The organism is Sulfuricurvum sp. (assembly GCF_031427015.1).
Classification (GTDB): Bacteria; Campylobacterota; Campylobacteria; order Campylobacterales; family Sulfurimonadaceae; genus Sulfuricurvum.
Genome location: NZ_JASJOW010000002.1, coordinates 44,803 through 61,516, shown reverse-complemented (window position 1 = coordinate 61,516; position 16,714 = coordinate 44,803). Strand labels below are relative to the sequence as shown.

The 16,714-nt window shown below is 44.7% G+C and carries 14 protein-coding genes; 7 read left to right on the top strand and 7 right to left on the bottom strand.

Features of this window, described 5'->3' with window-relative positions; genetic code table 11:
• Positions 1 to 9: 9 nt before the first annotated feature.
• The 3 genes from RMO68_RS02620 to RMO68_RS02610 form a co-directional block, all read right to left on the bottom strand.
• Positions 10 to 1,164: a TolC family protein gene (locus RMO68_RS02620; RefSeq protein WP_310439163.1), complete on the bottom strand. Its 1,155-nt coding sequence runs from the start codon at positions 1,162 to 1,164 to the stop codon at positions 10 to 12.
• Between the two features lie 26 nt (positions 1,165 to 1,190).
• A complete protein-coding gene (locus tag RMO68_RS02615) occupies positions 1,191 to 1,553 on the bottom strand; it encodes a PepSY domain-containing protein (protein ID WP_310439162.1) in 363 nt (120 codons plus the stop codon).
• Between the two features lie 119 nt (positions 1,554 to 1,672).
• Complete coding sequence (locus RMO68_RS02610; protein ID WP_310439161.1) at positions 1,673 to 2,752, bottom strand: YeiH family protein; 1,080 nt, start codon at positions 2,750 to 2,752, stop codon at positions 1,673 to 1,675.
• A 315-nt stretch (positions 2,753 to 3,067) separates the two neighbouring features.
• Here RMO68_RS02610 and RMO68_RS02605 point away from each other — a divergent pair, with 315 nt between their 5' ends.
• Positions 3,068 to 4,705, top strand: a complete 1,638-nt coding sequence (locus RMO68_RS02605) for a methyl-accepting chemotaxis protein (protein WP_310439160.1) — start codon at positions 3,068 to 3,070, stop codon at positions 4,703 to 4,705.
• Between the two features lie 4 nt (positions 4,706 to 4,709).
• Here RMO68_RS02605 and RMO68_RS02600 read toward each other — a convergent pair whose 3' ends face one another.
• Positions 4,710 to 7,949 (bottom strand): DUF748 domain-containing protein, encoded by a 3,240-nt coding sequence (locus RMO68_RS02600; RefSeq protein WP_310439159.1) that lies wholly within the window; start codon positions 7,947 to 7,949, stop codon positions 4,710 to 4,712.
• Between the two features lie 95 nt (positions 7,950 to 8,044).
• On the opposite strand from RMO68_RS02600, the gene RMO68_RS02595 reads away from it, so the two are divergent.
• From RMO68_RS02595 to RMO68_RS02570, 6 genes are all read left to right on the top strand, one after another.
• Positions 8,045 to 9,064, top strand: a complete 1,020-nt coding sequence (locus tag RMO68_RS02595) for a ribonucleotide-diphosphate reductase subunit beta (protein WP_310439158.1) — start codon at positions 8,045 to 8,047, stop codon at positions 9,062 to 9,064.
• On the top strand, positions 9,051 to 9,785 hold the full coding sequence (locus tag RMO68_RS02590; protein WP_310439157.1) for a carbon-nitrogen hydrolase family protein: 735 nt from the start codon (positions 9,051 to 9,053) through the stop codon (positions 9,783 to 9,785). The genes RMO68_RS02595 and RMO68_RS02590 overlap by 14 nt, the downstream gene beginning before the upstream one ends.
• Positions 9,782 to 10,426 carry a protein-L-isoaspartate(D-aspartate) O-methyltransferase gene (locus RMO68_RS02585; protein WP_310439156.1) on the top strand — a complete coding sequence of 215 codons (645 nt, stop codon included), beginning with the start codon at positions 9,782 to 9,784 and terminating at the stop codon, positions 10,424 to 10,426. Before RMO68_RS02590 ends, RMO68_RS02585 begins: the two co-directional genes overlap by 4 nt.
• Entirely contained in the window at positions 10,423 to 11,358 is a 936-nt protein-coding gene (locus RMO68_RS02580; RefSeq protein WP_310439155.1) for an RsmB/NOP family class I SAM-dependent RNA methyltransferase, read from the top strand. Before RMO68_RS02585 ends, RMO68_RS02580 begins: the two co-directional genes overlap by 4 nt.
• A gap of 77 nt (positions 11,359 to 11,435) precedes the next feature.
• Positions 11,436 to 12,086: a tetratricopeptide repeat protein gene (locus RMO68_RS02575; protein WP_310439154.1), complete on the top strand. Its 651-nt coding sequence runs from the start codon at positions 11,436 to 11,438 to the stop codon at positions 12,084 to 12,086.
• A gap of 6 nt (positions 12,087 to 12,092) precedes the next feature.
• On the top strand, positions 12,093 to 12,527 hold the full coding sequence (locus RMO68_RS02570) for a low molecular weight protein-tyrosine-phosphatase (protein WP_310439153.1): 435 nt from the start codon (positions 12,093 to 12,095) through the stop codon (positions 12,525 to 12,527).
• Here the strand turns inward: RMO68_RS02570 and RMO68_RS02565 are convergent.
• The 3 genes from RMO68_RS02565 to purB form a co-directional block, all read right to left on the bottom strand.
• Positions 12,517 to 12,888 carry a hypothetical protein gene (locus tag RMO68_RS02565; RefSeq protein ID WP_310439151.1) on the bottom strand — a complete coding sequence of 124 codons (372 nt, stop codon included), beginning with the start codon at positions 12,886 to 12,888 and terminating at the stop codon, positions 12,517 to 12,519. The genes RMO68_RS02570 and RMO68_RS02565 overlap by 11 nt on opposite strands.
• Complete coding sequence (locus RMO68_RS02560) at positions 12,879 to 15,245, bottom strand: ribonucleoside-diphosphate reductase subunit alpha (protein WP_310439150.1); 2,367 nt, start codon at positions 15,243 to 15,245, stop codon at positions 12,879 to 12,881. Before RMO68_RS02560 ends, RMO68_RS02565 begins: the two co-directional genes overlap by 10 nt.
• Before the next feature lie 88 nt (positions 15,246 to 15,333).
• Positions 15,334 to 16,662, bottom strand: coding sequence for an adenylosuccinate lyase (gene purB / locus RMO68_RS02555; protein WP_310439149.1), 1,329 nt, complete (start codon positions 16,660 to 16,662; stop codon positions 15,334 to 15,336).
• Positions 16,663 to 16,714: the final 52 nt, after the last annotated feature.

The following is a 16,714-nucleotide window of genomic DNA, read 5'->3' as shown; positions in this document are numbered from 1 at the left end:
TTCGCTTCATTACCAAATTCTCCCTATTTTTTCTTCGATTTCAGCCATCTCTTGAATGTAGCTTTGTTTCAACTCAAGGGTGTGCAAACGTGCATCATAATACGCATTTTTGGTGGCTAAGTATTCAAACTGCCCCATTACTCCCCCTTCATACCCTTTTTGTGCCATTGCAAAGAGAGTCTCATACTGTTTTTCATTTTCACGTAACACTTTGATTCTCTCTTCACGCTCGCCTAAGTGCTCTACTAATCCAGCGACACTAAGTTGAAGCTTTTGTTTACTTACTTCCCGCAAATGGACTAAAGCACTGCGTTCACTCATTAAAGCAGCAATTTTGTTCTCATTTTTGCTACCAAATGCCAAGGGAATCGTGAGACGAAAATCAACACTGTTTTGTGTTGGTTCTTGCGTTACTCCAACCCCGATAGATACTGATTCTACGGTTGAATGTCTTAGCGTTGCGATTGCTCCATCCAACGCTTCAAGGCGGTTATCCAGTGATTTCAACAACGGAGTTTCCCTGAGACGATCATCTAAAGCGCTCGATTGTATAAATGTGAACTCCATATCATCGATGATTATTTCATCCTTCATCATTGCCGCTTCTCTCAAACGGTATTGAGCGTGTTCAGCTTCCATGAGAGCTGCCGCTACTTCTTGAAGTGTAGTACGATATTCGCTTTCCAGACGTAACAATTCCATCTGTGACAATCGTCCGGCTTTGAATTTTTTCTCCCCAGTTAGGTAAGCTTTATGGGAAAAATCGCGTTTTTGGATAAGGATCGAACCGCGTTCTTGTTCCAATTCGTACAAAAGCCAATTACGCTTCAAACTAATTTGTATTTGTCCCTTTTGGGTGGCTATTTCATGCTCTATCCCTTTTTTTAACAGTTCAAATTCATGTTCCTGTGCCGAACGAACTAATGGATTTTTGAGCGAATAATCCACCATAACTCCATATTCTCTACCGCTATCAGCACTATCATCGGCACGAATTTTTCGCGCCGATGTTTCGATATTTATAGGTTCAGACGCCATGGCGGAAGCTTTTTCAAAACCTATAGCATTAATGCGTCCATTGGACTGAATCATTTCCTCTGAAACAGAGTAAGCATGTTCTGAAAGGTCGTTAAAACTGATTCCATATCCCAAAAATGGTATCACAATGAAACTGTATCCCCATCCATATTTCATTGAAGCGGTTCCGTTTTCAAAATTGAACCGTTAGTAGGATCAACAGAAAGACGTAACGATTTTGCACTCGTGTCCGTAGCATATACTTGATACACTAATTCCGAAGCAACATCACGAAGTTTGATAGTACTAATGACATAGCCTTGTGAAGAGAGCTTATTTTTAATTTGCATCTCGTCCATAGGGGCAAGTGAGCGTAAATATTGACGTTCTTGGAGTTTTTGCACAGGATGATTTTTATGATTACCAAAAGTGTATTTAAGATGTTCTTGCGTCGGTACGTTGACAGAGGAATCTATTGATGTACCATAGAGTGAAAGAGAGACGAGTGCTAGTGAGATAAGCGGAAGTGCTTTCATGATGTGACCCCATAATTTAAATATTATGTTGACATCTTATGCATCCTACATGAGAAAATCATGAGAATGAAATACCTCTCAAGCAGAGAGGTTGAAGTCCGATTCTCTTAAAACGCTAATCAGAACGTTGCCACTACCCATGTAGTAATAAAATATCCGCCGATGAGGAGCCAAGCGAACATTGCACCCGCCGTATAAAGCGGAGCCATACCCAACCCTTTGAATTTCGCGAAACGCGTCCCCATCCCTAGAGCCGTCATCGCCATCGTGAGTAAAAAAGTATCGATGAGATTGATATTCTCAACTGCCGAAGCAATCAAAACAGCAATGCTCTCACCCGCATGGTGTGCACCGTACTGTTGCAATAGCGAGTTCACCCCGGCCATACCGATAAAATAAACGGCAAACCACGGGATAACCAATTTCACCCCGCCTCCGGTAGTCCCATGTTTGTTTGCCAAATAAGATAAATACATCCCTAAAACGATCAACATCGGCGCAATCATAATAACGCGGGTCATTTTAACGATAACCGCGGCATCGGCCGCCTCTTTACCGTAGGCTCCACCGACGGCAACCACTTGCGCAACCTCATGAATCGTTCCGCCGACAAAAATACCGAAAGTTTTATCATCCATTCCGACGAATACTCCCGCACTGTAAAGAGCAGGGTATAAAAACATGGCGATCGTTCCGAATAAAACAACCATAGATACGGCGATCGCCGCTTTATGCTCTTCAGATTTTAGTACCGGTTCGGTTGCCAAAACCGCTGCCGCACCGCACACCGCTGCACCGGAGGCGGTAAGCATTGAGGTGTCGCGATCCATTTTAAATATTTTTTGCCCCAAATAAGTACCGAGGATAAACGTCGTAAAGAGCATGATCAAAGAGACCATAAATCCCTCCATTCCCACTTCGGCAATCTGTTGGAAAGTAATACGAAAACCGTAAAAGACGATGGCGAATCGGAGAATTTTCTTACCCGAGAAAGTAATCCCGCTCTCCCATACCGAAGGAAATTTATTATGAAGCGTATTGGCATAAAAAATCCCCAGAACGATCCCCACGACAAGCGGTGAAATGCCTAGATTTTTAATAAAAGATAGATCGGCAATCATGGTTGCGGCTGCGGCGAATATAGCAACAAAAAGGATACCGTTTAAAGTTCCCGCGCGCTTTTGAGGTGAAAATGGCATATAAACGCCCCCTATATTTTGAAAAATGAAAGTGTAATTATAGGCTGTTTTAATCAATAGAGTTCTTGCTAGAGCAAATTAATAGTAAATTACTCAAGAAACAAAACCCTTTTACCTATCAGAAATTTCCTCTTTGAACGACAAAAAGATACTATTTTTATAAACGCAATAGACTCTTTCGACACATTTTGTACTATTTTAGAACAATTATTATGTCAATAAACAAACAATTTTCTGTATTAATTTTAAACTACTCGTTATAATATAAATATTTCAATTTCACATTTGAATCCATCTATCACTAGGAGTGTATACATGTTAAACTCTCTATCCATTAAGAACAAATTACTCTATAGCTCTTTATTTGTTGCCGCTGTCATGTCCGCCATATTAGTAACCTCCTATTTTGTCACCAACGGTATCAAAATAAAAGGGGGAAAATACGACGCAATAATCCTCTCAAAAGATTTAATAGCCGATATATTACCCCCTCCCGAATATATTATTGAGGCAAAGCTTGTGACCCATTTGATGATAGAGGCCACGCCTGCCGAACTCCCTGCACTCAAAGAGAAGCTAAAAGTATTACAGAAAGACTATGATGCACGGCAAGAGTATTGGCTAAAGAGCCCTTTGGAAAAAAAGGCAAAAGAGTTGTTGCTACGAAGCTCCAAAGAGCCTGCCGAACAATTTTTTAGTGTAACCAACGGCGAGTTTTTGGCAGCGATTGATGCGGGTGACAAGCAAAAAGCAACCGAAATATCGATACAGAAATTAAAGCCGCTGTATGAGGCACATAGAAAAGCTATTGACGACCTTGTTGTAATTGCCAATGATTACGTTGTAGTAGATGAGAAAGAAGCCAACACAATGTTGCAAAACGGAACGGTTACTATGACGCTCGTCGGAATGGGCGGCTTGTCCATCACCATTATTCTTTTACTTTTAGTCTCAAAAGGGATCGTAGGAAAACTAAAACGCATTGAAAATTCCGTAAAAGATCTCGAAAGCGGCGACGGTGACCTTACCAAACGCCTTAATATTGACGGGCAAGACGAAATTAAATGTGTAGGGGATTTGATTGATAAATTTACGGACAAAACAAGAGAAATAATTTCTAAAGCTCAATCTCTTGCCATAGATGGAGCATCCACCTCTGAAGAACTCCTCACAACAAGCCATGCAATAGGAGTTAGGGTTGAAGAAACCTCTCAAGCCGTCATTCAAACTTCAAGTGATATCACTCCCATAAAACAAACGGCGCAAGAGAGTGCAAATGAGCTCGAACATGCTAGCATCGAAATTCAGCAAGCGGCAGACACCCTAAGCTCAGCACAAATATCCATTACGAAGACACTGGGCAAAGTCCAACAAAACTCACAAGCGGAATTGGAATTTACAGCCAAGCTTCTAAGACTTAATGCGGAGGCATCCCAAGTACAAAATATTTTAGGGACAATCAACGATATCGCCAATCAAACCAATCTTCTTGCTCTGAATGCTGCTATTGAAGCGGCACGGGCAGGTGAGCACGGCAGAGGCTTCGCGGTCGTTGCCGATGAAGTGAGAAAACTTGCGGAAAGAACACAAACCAGTCTTACCGAGACAAATGCCACTATTAATATCATTACCCAATCGATCAATGAATTGTGTGATGAAATGCAAAAAAATACCGAATCGGAACAAGAGGTACTTAACGAAGCCCCTATTACCGAAAAAGCTATTAAGGACGTAGGATTAGCCATCGCCCGTAGTGTAAGTACGTCTAAAACTGTTGCGGAAAAGGCTCTCTTTATCTCGTCTCAAATCGGCGAAGTGGCACACAAAATACAGCGGGTTGAGGAGGTCTCCCTCTTAAATTCTAAAAGTGTAGAGGAAATTGTGGAGGCAATCATTCATTTAAACAGTATCAATGCAAATATTTTAGGTGAAATGAGAACCTTTAAAGTGTAGTCCGCTAAGGGACTACAATCTCAAGCCGTGTCGAAATCGCTTCATTTTTTATATCTTTATCCGCTTCGACCCCTTTAATCATCACCCGTTTATCGTATCCCGGAGTTTTAAGCAGATACTTTTGCACCATCTCCGCACGCTGCTGTGCCAATGTTGCTAACTCTTGCGGCTCAAGCGGTTGAAGAGGGATCAGTTTATCGATCAGGGCGGTAGAATAATGGCGGACGAATGCCGCTTCTTCCGAATATTTCTCTTCGAGCGGTACTTTGATCGCTTTAAGCTCTTTTCGCGATAAAGACTCATCTGCCATCTCTTCCAAAAGCTCTACACTCATAGCCTGCGGCGAATCGATTTTTAAATTTTTATTCCGTTTCAGTGCAGCTTGAACGAGCTTAGCCCCTTTGAGCGCATAAGTATCTCTCGCGTCATCCCATCCGCCGTAGATATTCAATGCAAGCTTCGGACGCTTTATTAACATTTTTGTTATCAAATCTAACTTTTCAATCTGAGGCGGTAAAAGGGTTGAAGAACCTCCCTCAAAATCGACGGATGAGAGCTCATCGCTTTCAATCCCCATCATCGAACCAAGGAGACGAAACGGGGAGGTAACCGCTTTGCTAAAGAGGTTCCCGATCACCTGCCACACCACTTTTCCGTATTTGAAATCCGGTTTATTTACATCTCCCACTATCGGAAGATCAATGTCAATCACCCCATCGCTGTCTTCAAGCAGTGCGATGACAAAATTCAGCGGCCACGGCGATCCCCCCTCTTTTTCAGCACCCAGCTCGATTTGTTTAATCACCACTTGATTCGCTCCGTTGAGCTGACCTTGATCGATCTTATACCCCAGATTCAAAAAGAGTTTCCCGCCCTCAATCTTATATCCCAAGAATTGGAGAGAATAAGGGGTATAGTGTTTTAGCTCAAGATTCTCAAATGCCACCTTCATGTCGGTGAATTTTTTAGGATCTTTCGTATTGAGTGATCCGTCAATCTTTGCCAATCCGTACTGATCGACACCTCCGCGCAACTTCACGAATGTTTTTACATCTTTTGTCGTTGAAATACCTAATACCGAACCTTCCAAATCATGAATGTAGCTCTTAAACGGTAACGGAAGAGATAAATCGCTAAAGGTGGCACTGCTACCGCGCAAGAGGAGTTTAACAATCTCCAGTCCAAAAGGGTTGCCGCTTGATTTCGTCGTATTGGAATCACCTTTTTGGCTTTTACTTAACGTCGAATAATTCAAAACTTTTTTGGCATCAATAAGGGCATTCGTGTACAGCCCGTCAATCGCCAATTGGTTGATTTTGAGCCGATTATCGGGATAGGCATACACAAAAGGGGTCACCCCGATCTTATCCCATCCAAGCAATACGGAATTGTCCCGCGTATCGTTGACAACCCAATCGCTAAGAGCCACTCTCCCTTTTAATGCCGTTCTTGAGGGTTTATAATCATATTCGGCCGACAATGAGAGATTACCGCGACGCAATGATGCATACGTACTCGGTTCGATGTACGGATCGACAAGCGAAATATCCAACCCTTGAATCGTTAACATCCCTTTGCTGCTCAGCGGAGCGCGAACAATATCGCTCATAAGCTCGATACGGCTTCCGGTGTTGAGTCGTGAAGAGAAAATGAGATGATTTTTAACCGACGGATTACTCTCTAAACCTTTAAGATTGAGATTTAACTGATCAAGATTGATTGCTACCTTTCGTTTAGGAACCTCATCGTTAAAGGCTACGGCACCGTTACTCACGTCCAGTTCTTGGAAAGAGTATCCCCACGGTGTTTCAGAAGTATTCTCCGCTTTTTTCGCAGAAGCGTAAGCATATCGAGAGAGGTCGATCGAACCGTCATTTAATCGCTTGAGCGCTATCCTCGGTTGAAGCAATGAGAGTTTTTGTACTTGTGCGAATTTTCCTGCACGGTCAATCTCAACTCCCTCAACGCTGATCCCCTCCAATCCTGTAACAAAACCGTTATCACGTTGACGTGCCACATGGAAATTACCGGTTTGCAAGGTGAGGGTTAGCGGCAATTGCTCATCACTCGAAACACTTCCCGTATGAAGACGGAGATTACTAAGACTTGCCCGATACGGCTCATGGGGGGCATTATCCCTCCACTCAATACCGACATTCTCCACCCCTACACTTCCTAGTGTAAAAGTCCAAGGCTCTTTCGTCTCATTTTCATCTTCCGGAAATGCTTTTTGGATCTCTTCAATATAGGTGATCCAATCAATTTTTCCCTCTTTAGAGCGCTCTGCCGCAAGGGTGACTCCATTTACGCTGAGCGATTTTGCATTAAAAACTTTTCGCATAGGCTGAACGTTGCCCTCTTTAAGACGAAGGGTATTTAACGTCAATAAATTACGCTCTTCCCCTTTGGGGATAATTCGTAATCTATCCATCTCAAAATGGAGATTCGAAAGTTCCGTCGCATTCACGTCATTGCTGTTAAAACGATACTTAAACCCGAATGCCGCGGAACCGTCCGCCACTTCAATCGGAAATTTATCTTTGAAATAACGCCACGGAGTGTACAGTTTACCCGAATCAAATGCGATACCACCCTCCATAATAAGCGGAGAAAGCGCACCTATCTTTGCGTTGAGATCGATAAAACCTCCCTCATTGATCGTTGCGTAAAGACGCATTTTCCCTTTGGACGTAGAGAGGTCTCGCAAATCAATGTTGTCAAAGTTAAATCCGACGGGACCTAAATTCAACGTATACACTTTCCCCTCGGAATAATCGCTGTACCCCATTTTCCCGTTTTTAAGGGCAAAACGGTTAATAATGAGATTGAGCGGTTCGGAAGATTTCTCCTCGGGGCTTTCGCTTCCGAGTTCAGTGAGCCATTTAAAGTTAAAATTTCCCTCTGTATCCCGTTTTATCGTAAGATTCGGCTCACTTAACGTGATCTCTGAAATTACCAATCCTCCCCGCCACATGTACGCAAGCGGATCGATATTGATTGAAAAACGGTGCAATGCGACAAAATCAGCGTTTTGCGGTGTTTTAAACGATGCATTTTTAAGGATTAGCTGAAATGTGAAGGGGTTAAAAGAGGCTTTCTCTACTAAAAACTGCCCCCCCTTCGTAGCCTCGAAAACTTTTCCGGGGAGAATATTTTGAATGAGATACGGGACACCGAAAAAGCCTGCTATGGCGTATAGGACGACAGCTGCCGCCAATGATTTGAGGATTATACTTCTCTTCATGTTATTCCCCTGTCAAAAACTCTTTTCATTTTATCATACTTAAATCTAGTTTTCGACATAATCATCTACTTTATCTGCACACAGGGATAGCCGAAATGAAGCGTAAACAAATTTACAATCCAACCTCCAATGAACATGTAAACGACCGTCAGATTTTCGGCGGTAATCCTACCGGTATTTTTGAACTCAATAACATTAAATATCAATGGGCCTATAACCTCTGGGAGATGATGCTTAACAACACATGGTTTCCCAAAGAGGTCGATATGACCCGTGACGCGGTTGACTATAAATACCTCACCGAGATGGAAAAAACGGCGTACGACAAAGCACTCTCCCAGCTCATTTTCATGGACTCGCTCCAAACCAATAACCTCATGGATAACGTCAACCCTTACGTCACTGCCCCTGAGGTGAATCTCATTTTGGTACGCCAAAGTTTCGAAGAGGCGCTCCACTCCCAAAGCTACGCCGTTATGGTTGACTCGATCAGTCAAAACTCTGAAGAGATTTACGATCTCTGGCGTCGCGACATGATGCTCAAAACCAAAAATGACTCGATTGCGGCACGCTATAACGATCTCGCCAACGATCCGAGCGAAAGCGCTTTCGTCAAAGCGTGTTTTGCTAACCAAATTTTGGAGGGAATCTATTTTTACAGCGGATTTACCTACATCTACACCCTTGCCCGTTCAGGGAAAATGCTCGGTTCCGCACAAATGATTCGCTTTATTCAGCGTGATGAAGTGACCCACCTCGTGTTGTTCCAAAATATCATCAACACCCTCCGCCGCGAGCGAAGCGACCTCTTTACCGAAGAGTTGCTCGAAGAGGTGTACGATATGTTCCGCAAAGCGGTTGAACTCGAAGTAGCATGGGGTCAGTACATCACCCAAGGGCAAATTTTGGGACTTACCAACGAAATTGTGGAACAATACATCCAACATCTCGCCGACAACCGCCTTAGCGCCGTCGGTATGAAACCGCTCTATAACGTCTCAAACCCGATCAAGTGGGTCGATGATTTCAGCAAATTCAACGACCAAAAAACTAACTTCTTTGAAGGAACCGTCACCAACTATTCCAAAGGAAGCCTCAGCTTTGACGACTTCTAAAAATCGCCCCCTTGTCTCGCTGTGCTTTGAGACCGATTCTGATTTTACGAAAAATCTTGATCGTCTTATAGCCCTTATCGATCAAGCGCCCGAGGATGCCATCATCGTCGCCCCTGAAGTTGCTTTAAGCGGCTTTGCCTATGATCGATTTGAAGAAGCGGCGGCATTTACCCCTATCGCTCTTGAAAAACTCCTTGGATCTGTTAACAATCGTCTCTTGATCTTCACCGCGATTACGGAAAAAAACGGGCATATCTATAACATCGCGTACGCGCTTCATGAGGGTTCTATTCTTCACACCCAAGCCAAAACAAAACTTTTTACCCTCGGCTCGGAACACGAGCACTTTAATGCGGGAGAAGAGGGGGAGATCAAATCTTTTAACTTCGAGGGGATTAAAATCGGCATTTTAATCTGTTTTGAACTTCGTTTTAAACACCTCTGGCAGGTGCTAGAAGGGTGTGACATCATCGCCGTTCCGGCACAATGGGGAAAACTTCGTGCCGATCACTTCCAAACGCTTACGTCCGCATTAGCGATTATGAATCAGTGCTACGTTATCGCCTCTGACGCCGATAATACCGATACCACGGCTCTAAGCGGTATTATTACCCCTTTCGGCGGCGAAATACGCAACAGCGGAATCGATACCTTAACCTCCCACTATGAAAAGCGCACGGTAGAGTCTATGCGCCGATACCTCAACGTAGGAATAGAATGAACATCGATAAAATCACCATTATTAAAACCACTCGGATGGCGGATGAAATTGCCAAAAAATTTCCCCTTCGCCCACTCGTTAAAAATGCGATCATCCATACCAATCGTGAGGCATTCGTCCCCCTTGCGATGCGTCACAACGCCTATCGGCTCGATGCTCTCCCTATCGGCGCACAGCAGTACATCTCCTCACCGCTAACGGTAGCCAAAATGACGCAATATCTAAGTCCGGAGGGGTGCGACAGCGTATTGGAGGTTGGTTGCGGAAGCGGTTATCAAGCCGCCGTCCTCTCAAAAATCTTCCGTCGTGTCTTTACGATTGAGAGGATCGAATCGTTGCTCCTAGAAGCAAAAGAGCGCTTTCGCCACCTCCATCTGGGCAATATCCATACCCGCACCGATGATGGTCAAAACGGCTGGGAGCAATACGCCCCGTTTGACCGTATTCTGTTCTCCGCTTCGGCACGCGCTGTCCCCCAAAAACTGTTCGATCAGCTCCGAGAAGGGGGGATATTGCTCGCTCCCGTCGAAAAAGGGCGAGAACAGATTATTACCCGCTACACAAAACAGGGGGGAAAAATTCATGAGGATGCCCTTGAAGTGTGCGACTTCGTCCCTGTACTTGACGGTGTAGTACGATGAGCCTCCCCGAAGCGTTTGTTGAGCGCTTAGAGAAAATTGTTCCGCGTGAACAGCTCGAATCGATCCTCAAAACCTTTGATGCCCCGAAACAAGTAACGTTTCGCGTCAATACTCTCAAATCAACACCCGCAGAACTCGAAGCCGAACTCAAATCTGCCGCCATTGCCTTTGAGAAAGTAGAGTGGATGGAGGGGGTCTATCGTATTGCCCCCGAAGCGAAACTTCATCTCACCCAAAGCGACCCGTTCTACGGCGGACGTCTCTACATCCAAAATCTCGCCTCTATGGTCGCACCTATGCTCCTTGCACCACAGCCGGAGGAGACGGTACTTGATCTCGCTGCCGCTCCCGGAGGGAAAACACTAATGCTGGCAGGAATGATGCAAAACAGCGGGTGGCTCTCCGCCGTGGAGCCTTCACGAGAACGTTTCTTCCGTCTCAAAGCCAATCTCGACGCTCAGGGAGTCACAAACGCCCATACCTATATGGCGGACGGTCGAAGCATCGGTAAAAAGTGTCCTGAGATGTTTGATCGTATCTTACTCGATGCACCCTGTTCCTCTGAAGCACGCTTTAAAACACATGAACCCAAATCCATGTCATTTTGGTCGATTCACAAAGTCAAAGAGACCTCGAAAATCCAACGCCGTTTACTCCTCTCCGCATACGATGCCCTCAAACCGGGGGGTAAACTCCTCTATTGCACCTGTTCTTTTTCACCCGAGGAGAATGAAATACCCCTTCAGCATCTTTTAGAGCGGCATGGAGAGCATTTAAATACATTACCCCTTACGTTGCCCTTCGATAACCTTCAAAAGCCTCTAAAGCAGTGGGGAAAAGAGATATTTGATCCGCGTATCCAAAACGGTGTACGCATTTTGCCGACCGATACGATTGATGGCTTCTTTTTATGCTTGCTGGAAAAAAAATAGCTATTACTTAAAATTATCTATTATTACTCAACCTATTTATGCTAAAATAATGTATCCACTAAAAATGAGTGTAAATTATGTTAAATCGAAAGATGGTTCTAGCATTTTTGTCAATCCTCATTACCCTCTCACCTCTTTACGCCTTATCTGTCGAACAGTTGGCCAAAGAGGGGGAAATCGCTTTTTATCACGAAAATTATATTGAAGCGCGAAAATACCTTATCCCCGCATCCGAGCAGGGGAACCTCCAATCTCTCTATTATCTCGGCGTAATGAGTCTTCACGGATTCGGAACCCCCGCAAACTACAAAGAGGCTATCCGTATTTTTAAAAGCGGTGCGCAAAAAAACCATTCCGATTCACAGGTTGCCTTAGGGGTCTTGATGATTGACGGGATCGGCATTCCGCAAAATCACAAAGAGGCCTCCCGTATATTTAAAAAAGCGGCAAAAAACGGAAACCGCGATGCCCAGCTTATCCTCGGTTGGCTCTACAAAAATGGAGTAGGGGTGAAATCGGATAACACTCTCGCCTATGCCCTATGGAATTACGTCGCGGCGCAAGGGAATGAATGGGCTCGCGTTAATCGTGATGCCATGTATTATGAACTCACCGAACCCGAACTCTATCGTGGACAAGATTTATCGTCCAATCTCCCGAAATTATGGAAAATTGTTGCCCTTGAAAATAGCGACTCAAATAGATATTTCCGCAAGAAACGAAGCTAACTTCTTATGAGGTCGATTCTCTTTGTCTGCCTTGGCAATATTTGCCGCTCACCTATTGCGGAAGGAGTTGCGAGAAAAATCATAGAGGAGGGGTCGTATAACATCTCTGTCGATTCTGCGGGAACCGGTCATTGGCACATCGGAGAAGCACCGTGCAAACACTCCGTAACCGTTGCTCGTAACCACGATATCGATATCTCCTATCTTCGTGCCCGCCAAATAAAAAAAGATGATTTTAGAGCCTTTGATCTGATCGTAGCCCTAGATCAGAGTAACTATCACGATCTCCAAACCTTGGGTTGTCAGAATTTGGTGAAATTAGGAGATTACGGTCATGGCGGGGCAGATGTTCCCGATCCGTACTTTTTCGATGGTTTTGAGGGATTTGAGCACGTTTACACGATGATCGAATCGTGTGTAAAAGAGTTGCTTAAGCGCTGAAGGGGAGTTCTTCGTAGCCGATCGAGGTACCGAGGATATAAAACGGTGCTTCATTAGTACGCCCGCTGTAGCTCCCGATCGCTAACGCTGTACTACTAGATGTTAGCTCCACGGTTATCCCCTCGCTCATATCCAAACCACGTAGAACATTATCACTCACGAGTTTGGCATCACTCACCCCATCCACACGAAAGAGTATATCAATCCAGTCGTATCCGCGCGCGATGTCCTGAACACTGAAACGAATTTCGATGGAAGTGCTAGAGAGAGGGGTTAGAGAGCGAATTTCGCCCTGAGAAGCGTAATCAATACGCTCCAGTAGGTTTTTGAGCGTAGAATCGCTCAGGGGCTTTATTGGCACCCTTCACACTCCATCGAGCGATCCGCCGTATCTTGTTTTTGCTCCGGGGATTGAGAGCGGAGATAATAGGTCGATTTAAGACCCAGTTTCCACGCGAGCATATAGATATCGTTGAGATATTTACCGCTGGCACGGTCTAAGGTGATAAAGATATTGAGACTTTGACCCTGATCGATCCATTTTTGACGGATAGCCGCCGCTTTGACAAGGATCGTTTGATCAAGATCATACGCCGGAGTATAATAACTCCACGTCTCGAGGCTGAGCTGCGGTGCCACTACCGGAATCAATCCTGAGAGATTCTCTTCAAACCATTTGCGTTTGTAGATCGGTTCAATCGTTTGTGTCGTCCCCGTGAGGATCGAAATCGAACTCGTCGGTGCAATCGCCATCAAATAGCCGTTACGCATCCCTTGTTTTTTGATCGTTTCACGTAACTCGTCCCACTCATAGTTCGGAGCGAACAATCCGCCGCGATCCACGAGGTTCTGTACTTCTGCCGTCGCATGATCCATCGGAAGGACACCACGGCTCCATTTAGAACCCTGATACTCTGCATAAGACCCTTTTTCAACGGCAAGGTCACTAGAGGCTTTAATCGCGTTATAACTCACCGATTCCATCACTTCATCGATCTTATCAAAATGTTCTTGGCTACCCCAGACGATTTTGTTCTCCGCAAGCATCTGCGCTTCACCCATGACACCCAAACCGATTGCACGACTGCGCAGGTTAGTCCGTTTTACTTTTTCTAACGGGTAGAAGTTCAAATCGATAACGTTATCGAGCGCACGAATCGCAACCGGAACGATACGATCGATATCCTCTTTGGTATTTACGCGCGACAAGTTGACCGAAGCGAGATTACATACGGCTGTCGCACCGTCTACTTTCTCTTTTTCGACGATGTAAATCGGACGTCCGCCGAGGGAATCGAGTGCCGTAACTTTGTTCGCCGGTTTTTCGATTCCGCTGTCTACTTTAACGATCTCATCTTCTTCGTAAGTGACAAACGATCCGTCTTCGTATTTGATTTTGATCAAATAGTGGTTTGGCTGCGTGTTTTGGAAAATCTCGGTACACAGATTTGAGCTGCGGATAATACCGAAATGATCATTCGGGTTGGCACGATTAGCACTGTCTTTAAAGCACAAGAACGGGCTCCCCGTCTCAAAATACGACGTGAGGATTTTTTTCCATAAATCTTTTGCTTTCGTGTGCTCTTTGATGATATTCGGATCTTGCTCAAGTTCACTGTAGCGAGCTTCAAATTCCGCTCCGTACAGCTCACTAAGCTCTTTGACGTCAAACGGATCGAACATCGTCCAGATTCCGTCTTCAACGACACGCTTCATAAACATATCATTGATCCACAAAGCAGGGAACAAGTCATGGGCACGTCGACGCTCTTCTCCCGAGTTTTTCTTCACATCGAGGAAATCTTTGACATCCATGTGCCACGGCTCTAAATAAACCGCAATAGCTCCCTTACGGGTTCCAAGTTGATCTACCGCGATCGCGATATCGTTGGTGATTTTCAAAAACGGTACCGTACCGCCGGCGGCATTTTTATGTCCATCGATGAAAGATCCCATCGCACGTACCTGCGTCCAATCCCAACCGATTCCGCCGCCGAATTTAGAGAGGAGTGCCATCTCTTTATACGCGTCAAAAATCCCTTCGATATTATCCGGTGCAGAGCCGATATAACACGAGCTGAGTTGGTGACGGTTTGTACGGGCGTTAGAGAGGGTAGGGGTCGCCATCATCACTTCGAATTTGGACATCATGTCGTAGAACTTTTTCGCCCAACCCTGACGATCGGTCTCGTTTTGCGCCAAAAACATCGCTACGGCCATAAACATATGCTGAGGAAGCTCGATCGGGTCACCTTGACGATCTTTGATTAAATAACGGTCATACAACGTCTTAACGCCGAGGTAATTAAACTCTAAATCGCGATCAGGGACGATGTAAGCATCCAAATCCGCTAGATTGTATTTATCTCTCAGACCGAGGAGAATTCGCCCTTCCGCCTCACCACGTTCAAAATAACTCTCAAGGCTTCCGTATCCGGTAAAGCCGTTTACACGGTGATAAAGGTCATACAGAAAAAGTCGTGATGCAACAAACGTCCAGTTAGGAGAATCGATATCGATCTTATCCACCGCTGTCTTGATGAGGGTTTGTTGAATCTCATTGCTGTTAATACCGTCTCGAAACTGTATTTGTGCATCCACTTCTAACTCGCTCTGCGACACATTAATCAACCCTTTAACGGCTGCAGACGTATATTTTTGAATCTTGGTAATATCTAACGGCTCACGGCGTCCGTTACGTTTAACAATAGTTAACATCTCTCTCCCTCAAACTCTCTAAAAGCTGTATTATAATCACTCAATATTGTATTGTTTCTTATACCAAAAGAAACTATTTTAATGATAATTATTTGAACACCCGTGCAAAAATTTTATCCACATTTTTAGTGTAATAACCGTAATCGAAACAATCACGGATTGCCTCTTCACTCAAACTTTGACGAAGTTCTTCATCATCCAATAGATATTGAAGATAAAGACTCTCCCCTTTTTCATTGATTGCACTTTTACCCTGCTGCAGCCCTTCCCACACTTTCATCGCATTACGTTGAACGATACGGTACGCATCTTCACGGCTTACCCCTTTGAGCGGAAGTTCAAGCAATACACGCTGCGAGAACACCAAACCGCCGGTAAGGTTGAGATTACGCATCATATTCTCAGGATAAACCACGAGGTTAGCGATAACACTGTTAAAACGGTGAAGCATGAAATCAGAGGTGACAAAACTGTCCGGTAACCAGAAACGCTCAGTCGAGCTGTGAGAGATATCACGCTCATGCCATAACGCCACGTTTTCCATCGCTGGGATAACATAGGCACGAACCATGCGAGCTAACCCTGTTATGTTTTCGGTCAAAATCGGATTACGTTTATGCGGCATTGCGCTAGAGCCCTTCTGCCCTTTAGAGAAAAATTCTTCACACTCATAGACCTCGGTACGCTGCCAATGACGAACCTGAACCGCAAATTTTTCGATCGAGCTGGCCATCAAAGCAAGCGCCGAAGCAAGGCGGGCATAACGGTCACGTTGAATAACTTGGTTAGATGCAGGAGCCGATTTAAGCCCTAACGCTTCACACGTATACTCTTCGAGTTCTAACGGTGCGTGAGCAAAGTTACCCATCGCTCCCGAAACTTGACCCACACAAATCACTTCCATCGTTTGTTCCAAGTTTGTCAAATGACGTGCCATTTCATCGTACCAAACCGCTAACACTAAGCCAAACGTAATCGGTTCGCCATGAATACCGTGTGAGCGTCCCACCATTAATGTAGTTTTATGCTCTTCGGCTCTGCTCTTAATCGAGGCCATAACCATTTTTACATCGTCGATGATGAGTGCCAATGAATCACGCATTTGTAATGCGACAGCCGTATCAACCGTATCCGAAGAGGTCATACCGTAATGGAACCATCGGCTCTCTTCTCCGAGGGTTTCCGAAACCGAGGTTGTAAACGCAATCAAATCATGTTTAGTAATCGCTTCGATCTCATCAATCCGCTCAACAGAGAACCCTGCATTCTTAACGATTTTATCTGCATCTTCATCAGGGATAAGACCCAGTTTGTTCCAAGCAACCACTACCGCCTTTTCAACATCGAGCCATGCTTGATATTTTGCTTGAATACTCCATTTGGATTTCATCTCTTCTCTGGCGTAACGATCTACCATATCTGCTTCCTTAGTATGCTAAAATGCGCATTATATTTATATTACACATGAA

What these genes read in the sequence shown, in the direction of transcription:
- RMO68_RS02615 (WP_310439162.1), bottom strand. Translation starts at nt 1,553, where the DNA reads ATGAAAGCACTTCCGCTTATCTCACTAGCACTCGTCTCTCTTTCACTC.
- RMO68_RS02610 (WP_310439161.1), bottom strand. Translation starts at nt 2,752, where the DNA reads ATGCCATTTTCACCTCAAAAGCGCGCGGGAACTTTAAACGGTATCCTT.
- RMO68_RS02605 (WP_310439160.1), top strand. Translation starts at nt 3,068, where the DNA reads ATGTTAAACTCTCTATCCATTAAGAACAAATTACTCTATAGCTCTTTA.
- RMO68_RS02600 (WP_310439159.1), bottom strand. Translation starts at nt 7,949, where the DNA reads ATGAAGAGAAGTATAATCCTCAAATCATTGGCGGCAGCTGTCGTCCTA.
- RMO68_RS02595 (WP_310439158.1), top strand. Translation starts at nt 8,045, where the DNA reads ATGAAGCGTAAACAAATTTACAATCCAACCTCCAATGAACATGTAAAC.
- RMO68_RS02585 (WP_310439156.1), top strand. Translation starts at nt 9,782, where the DNA reads ATGAACATCGATAAAATCACCATTATTAAAACCACTCGGATGGCGGAT.
- RMO68_RS02580 (WP_310439155.1), top strand. Translation starts at nt 10,423, where the DNA reads ATGAGCCTCCCCGAAGCGTTTGTTGAGCGCTTAGAGAAAATTGTTCCG.
- RMO68_RS02575 (WP_310439154.1), top strand. Translation starts at nt 11,436, where the DNA reads ATGTTAAATCGAAAGATGGTTCTAGCATTTTTGTCAATCCTCATTACC.
- RMO68_RS02570 (WP_310439153.1), top strand. Translation starts at nt 12,093, where the DNA reads ATGAGGTCGATTCTCTTTGTCTGCCTTGGCAATATTTGCCGCTCACCT.
- RMO68_RS02560 (WP_310439150.1), bottom strand. Translation starts at nt 15,245, where the DNA reads ATGTTAACTATTGTTAAACGTAACGGACGCCGTGAGCCGTTAGATATT.
- purB (WP_310439149.1), bottom strand. Translation starts at nt 16,662, where the DNA reads ATGGTAGATCGTTACGCCAGAGAAGAGATGAAATCCAAATGGAGTATT.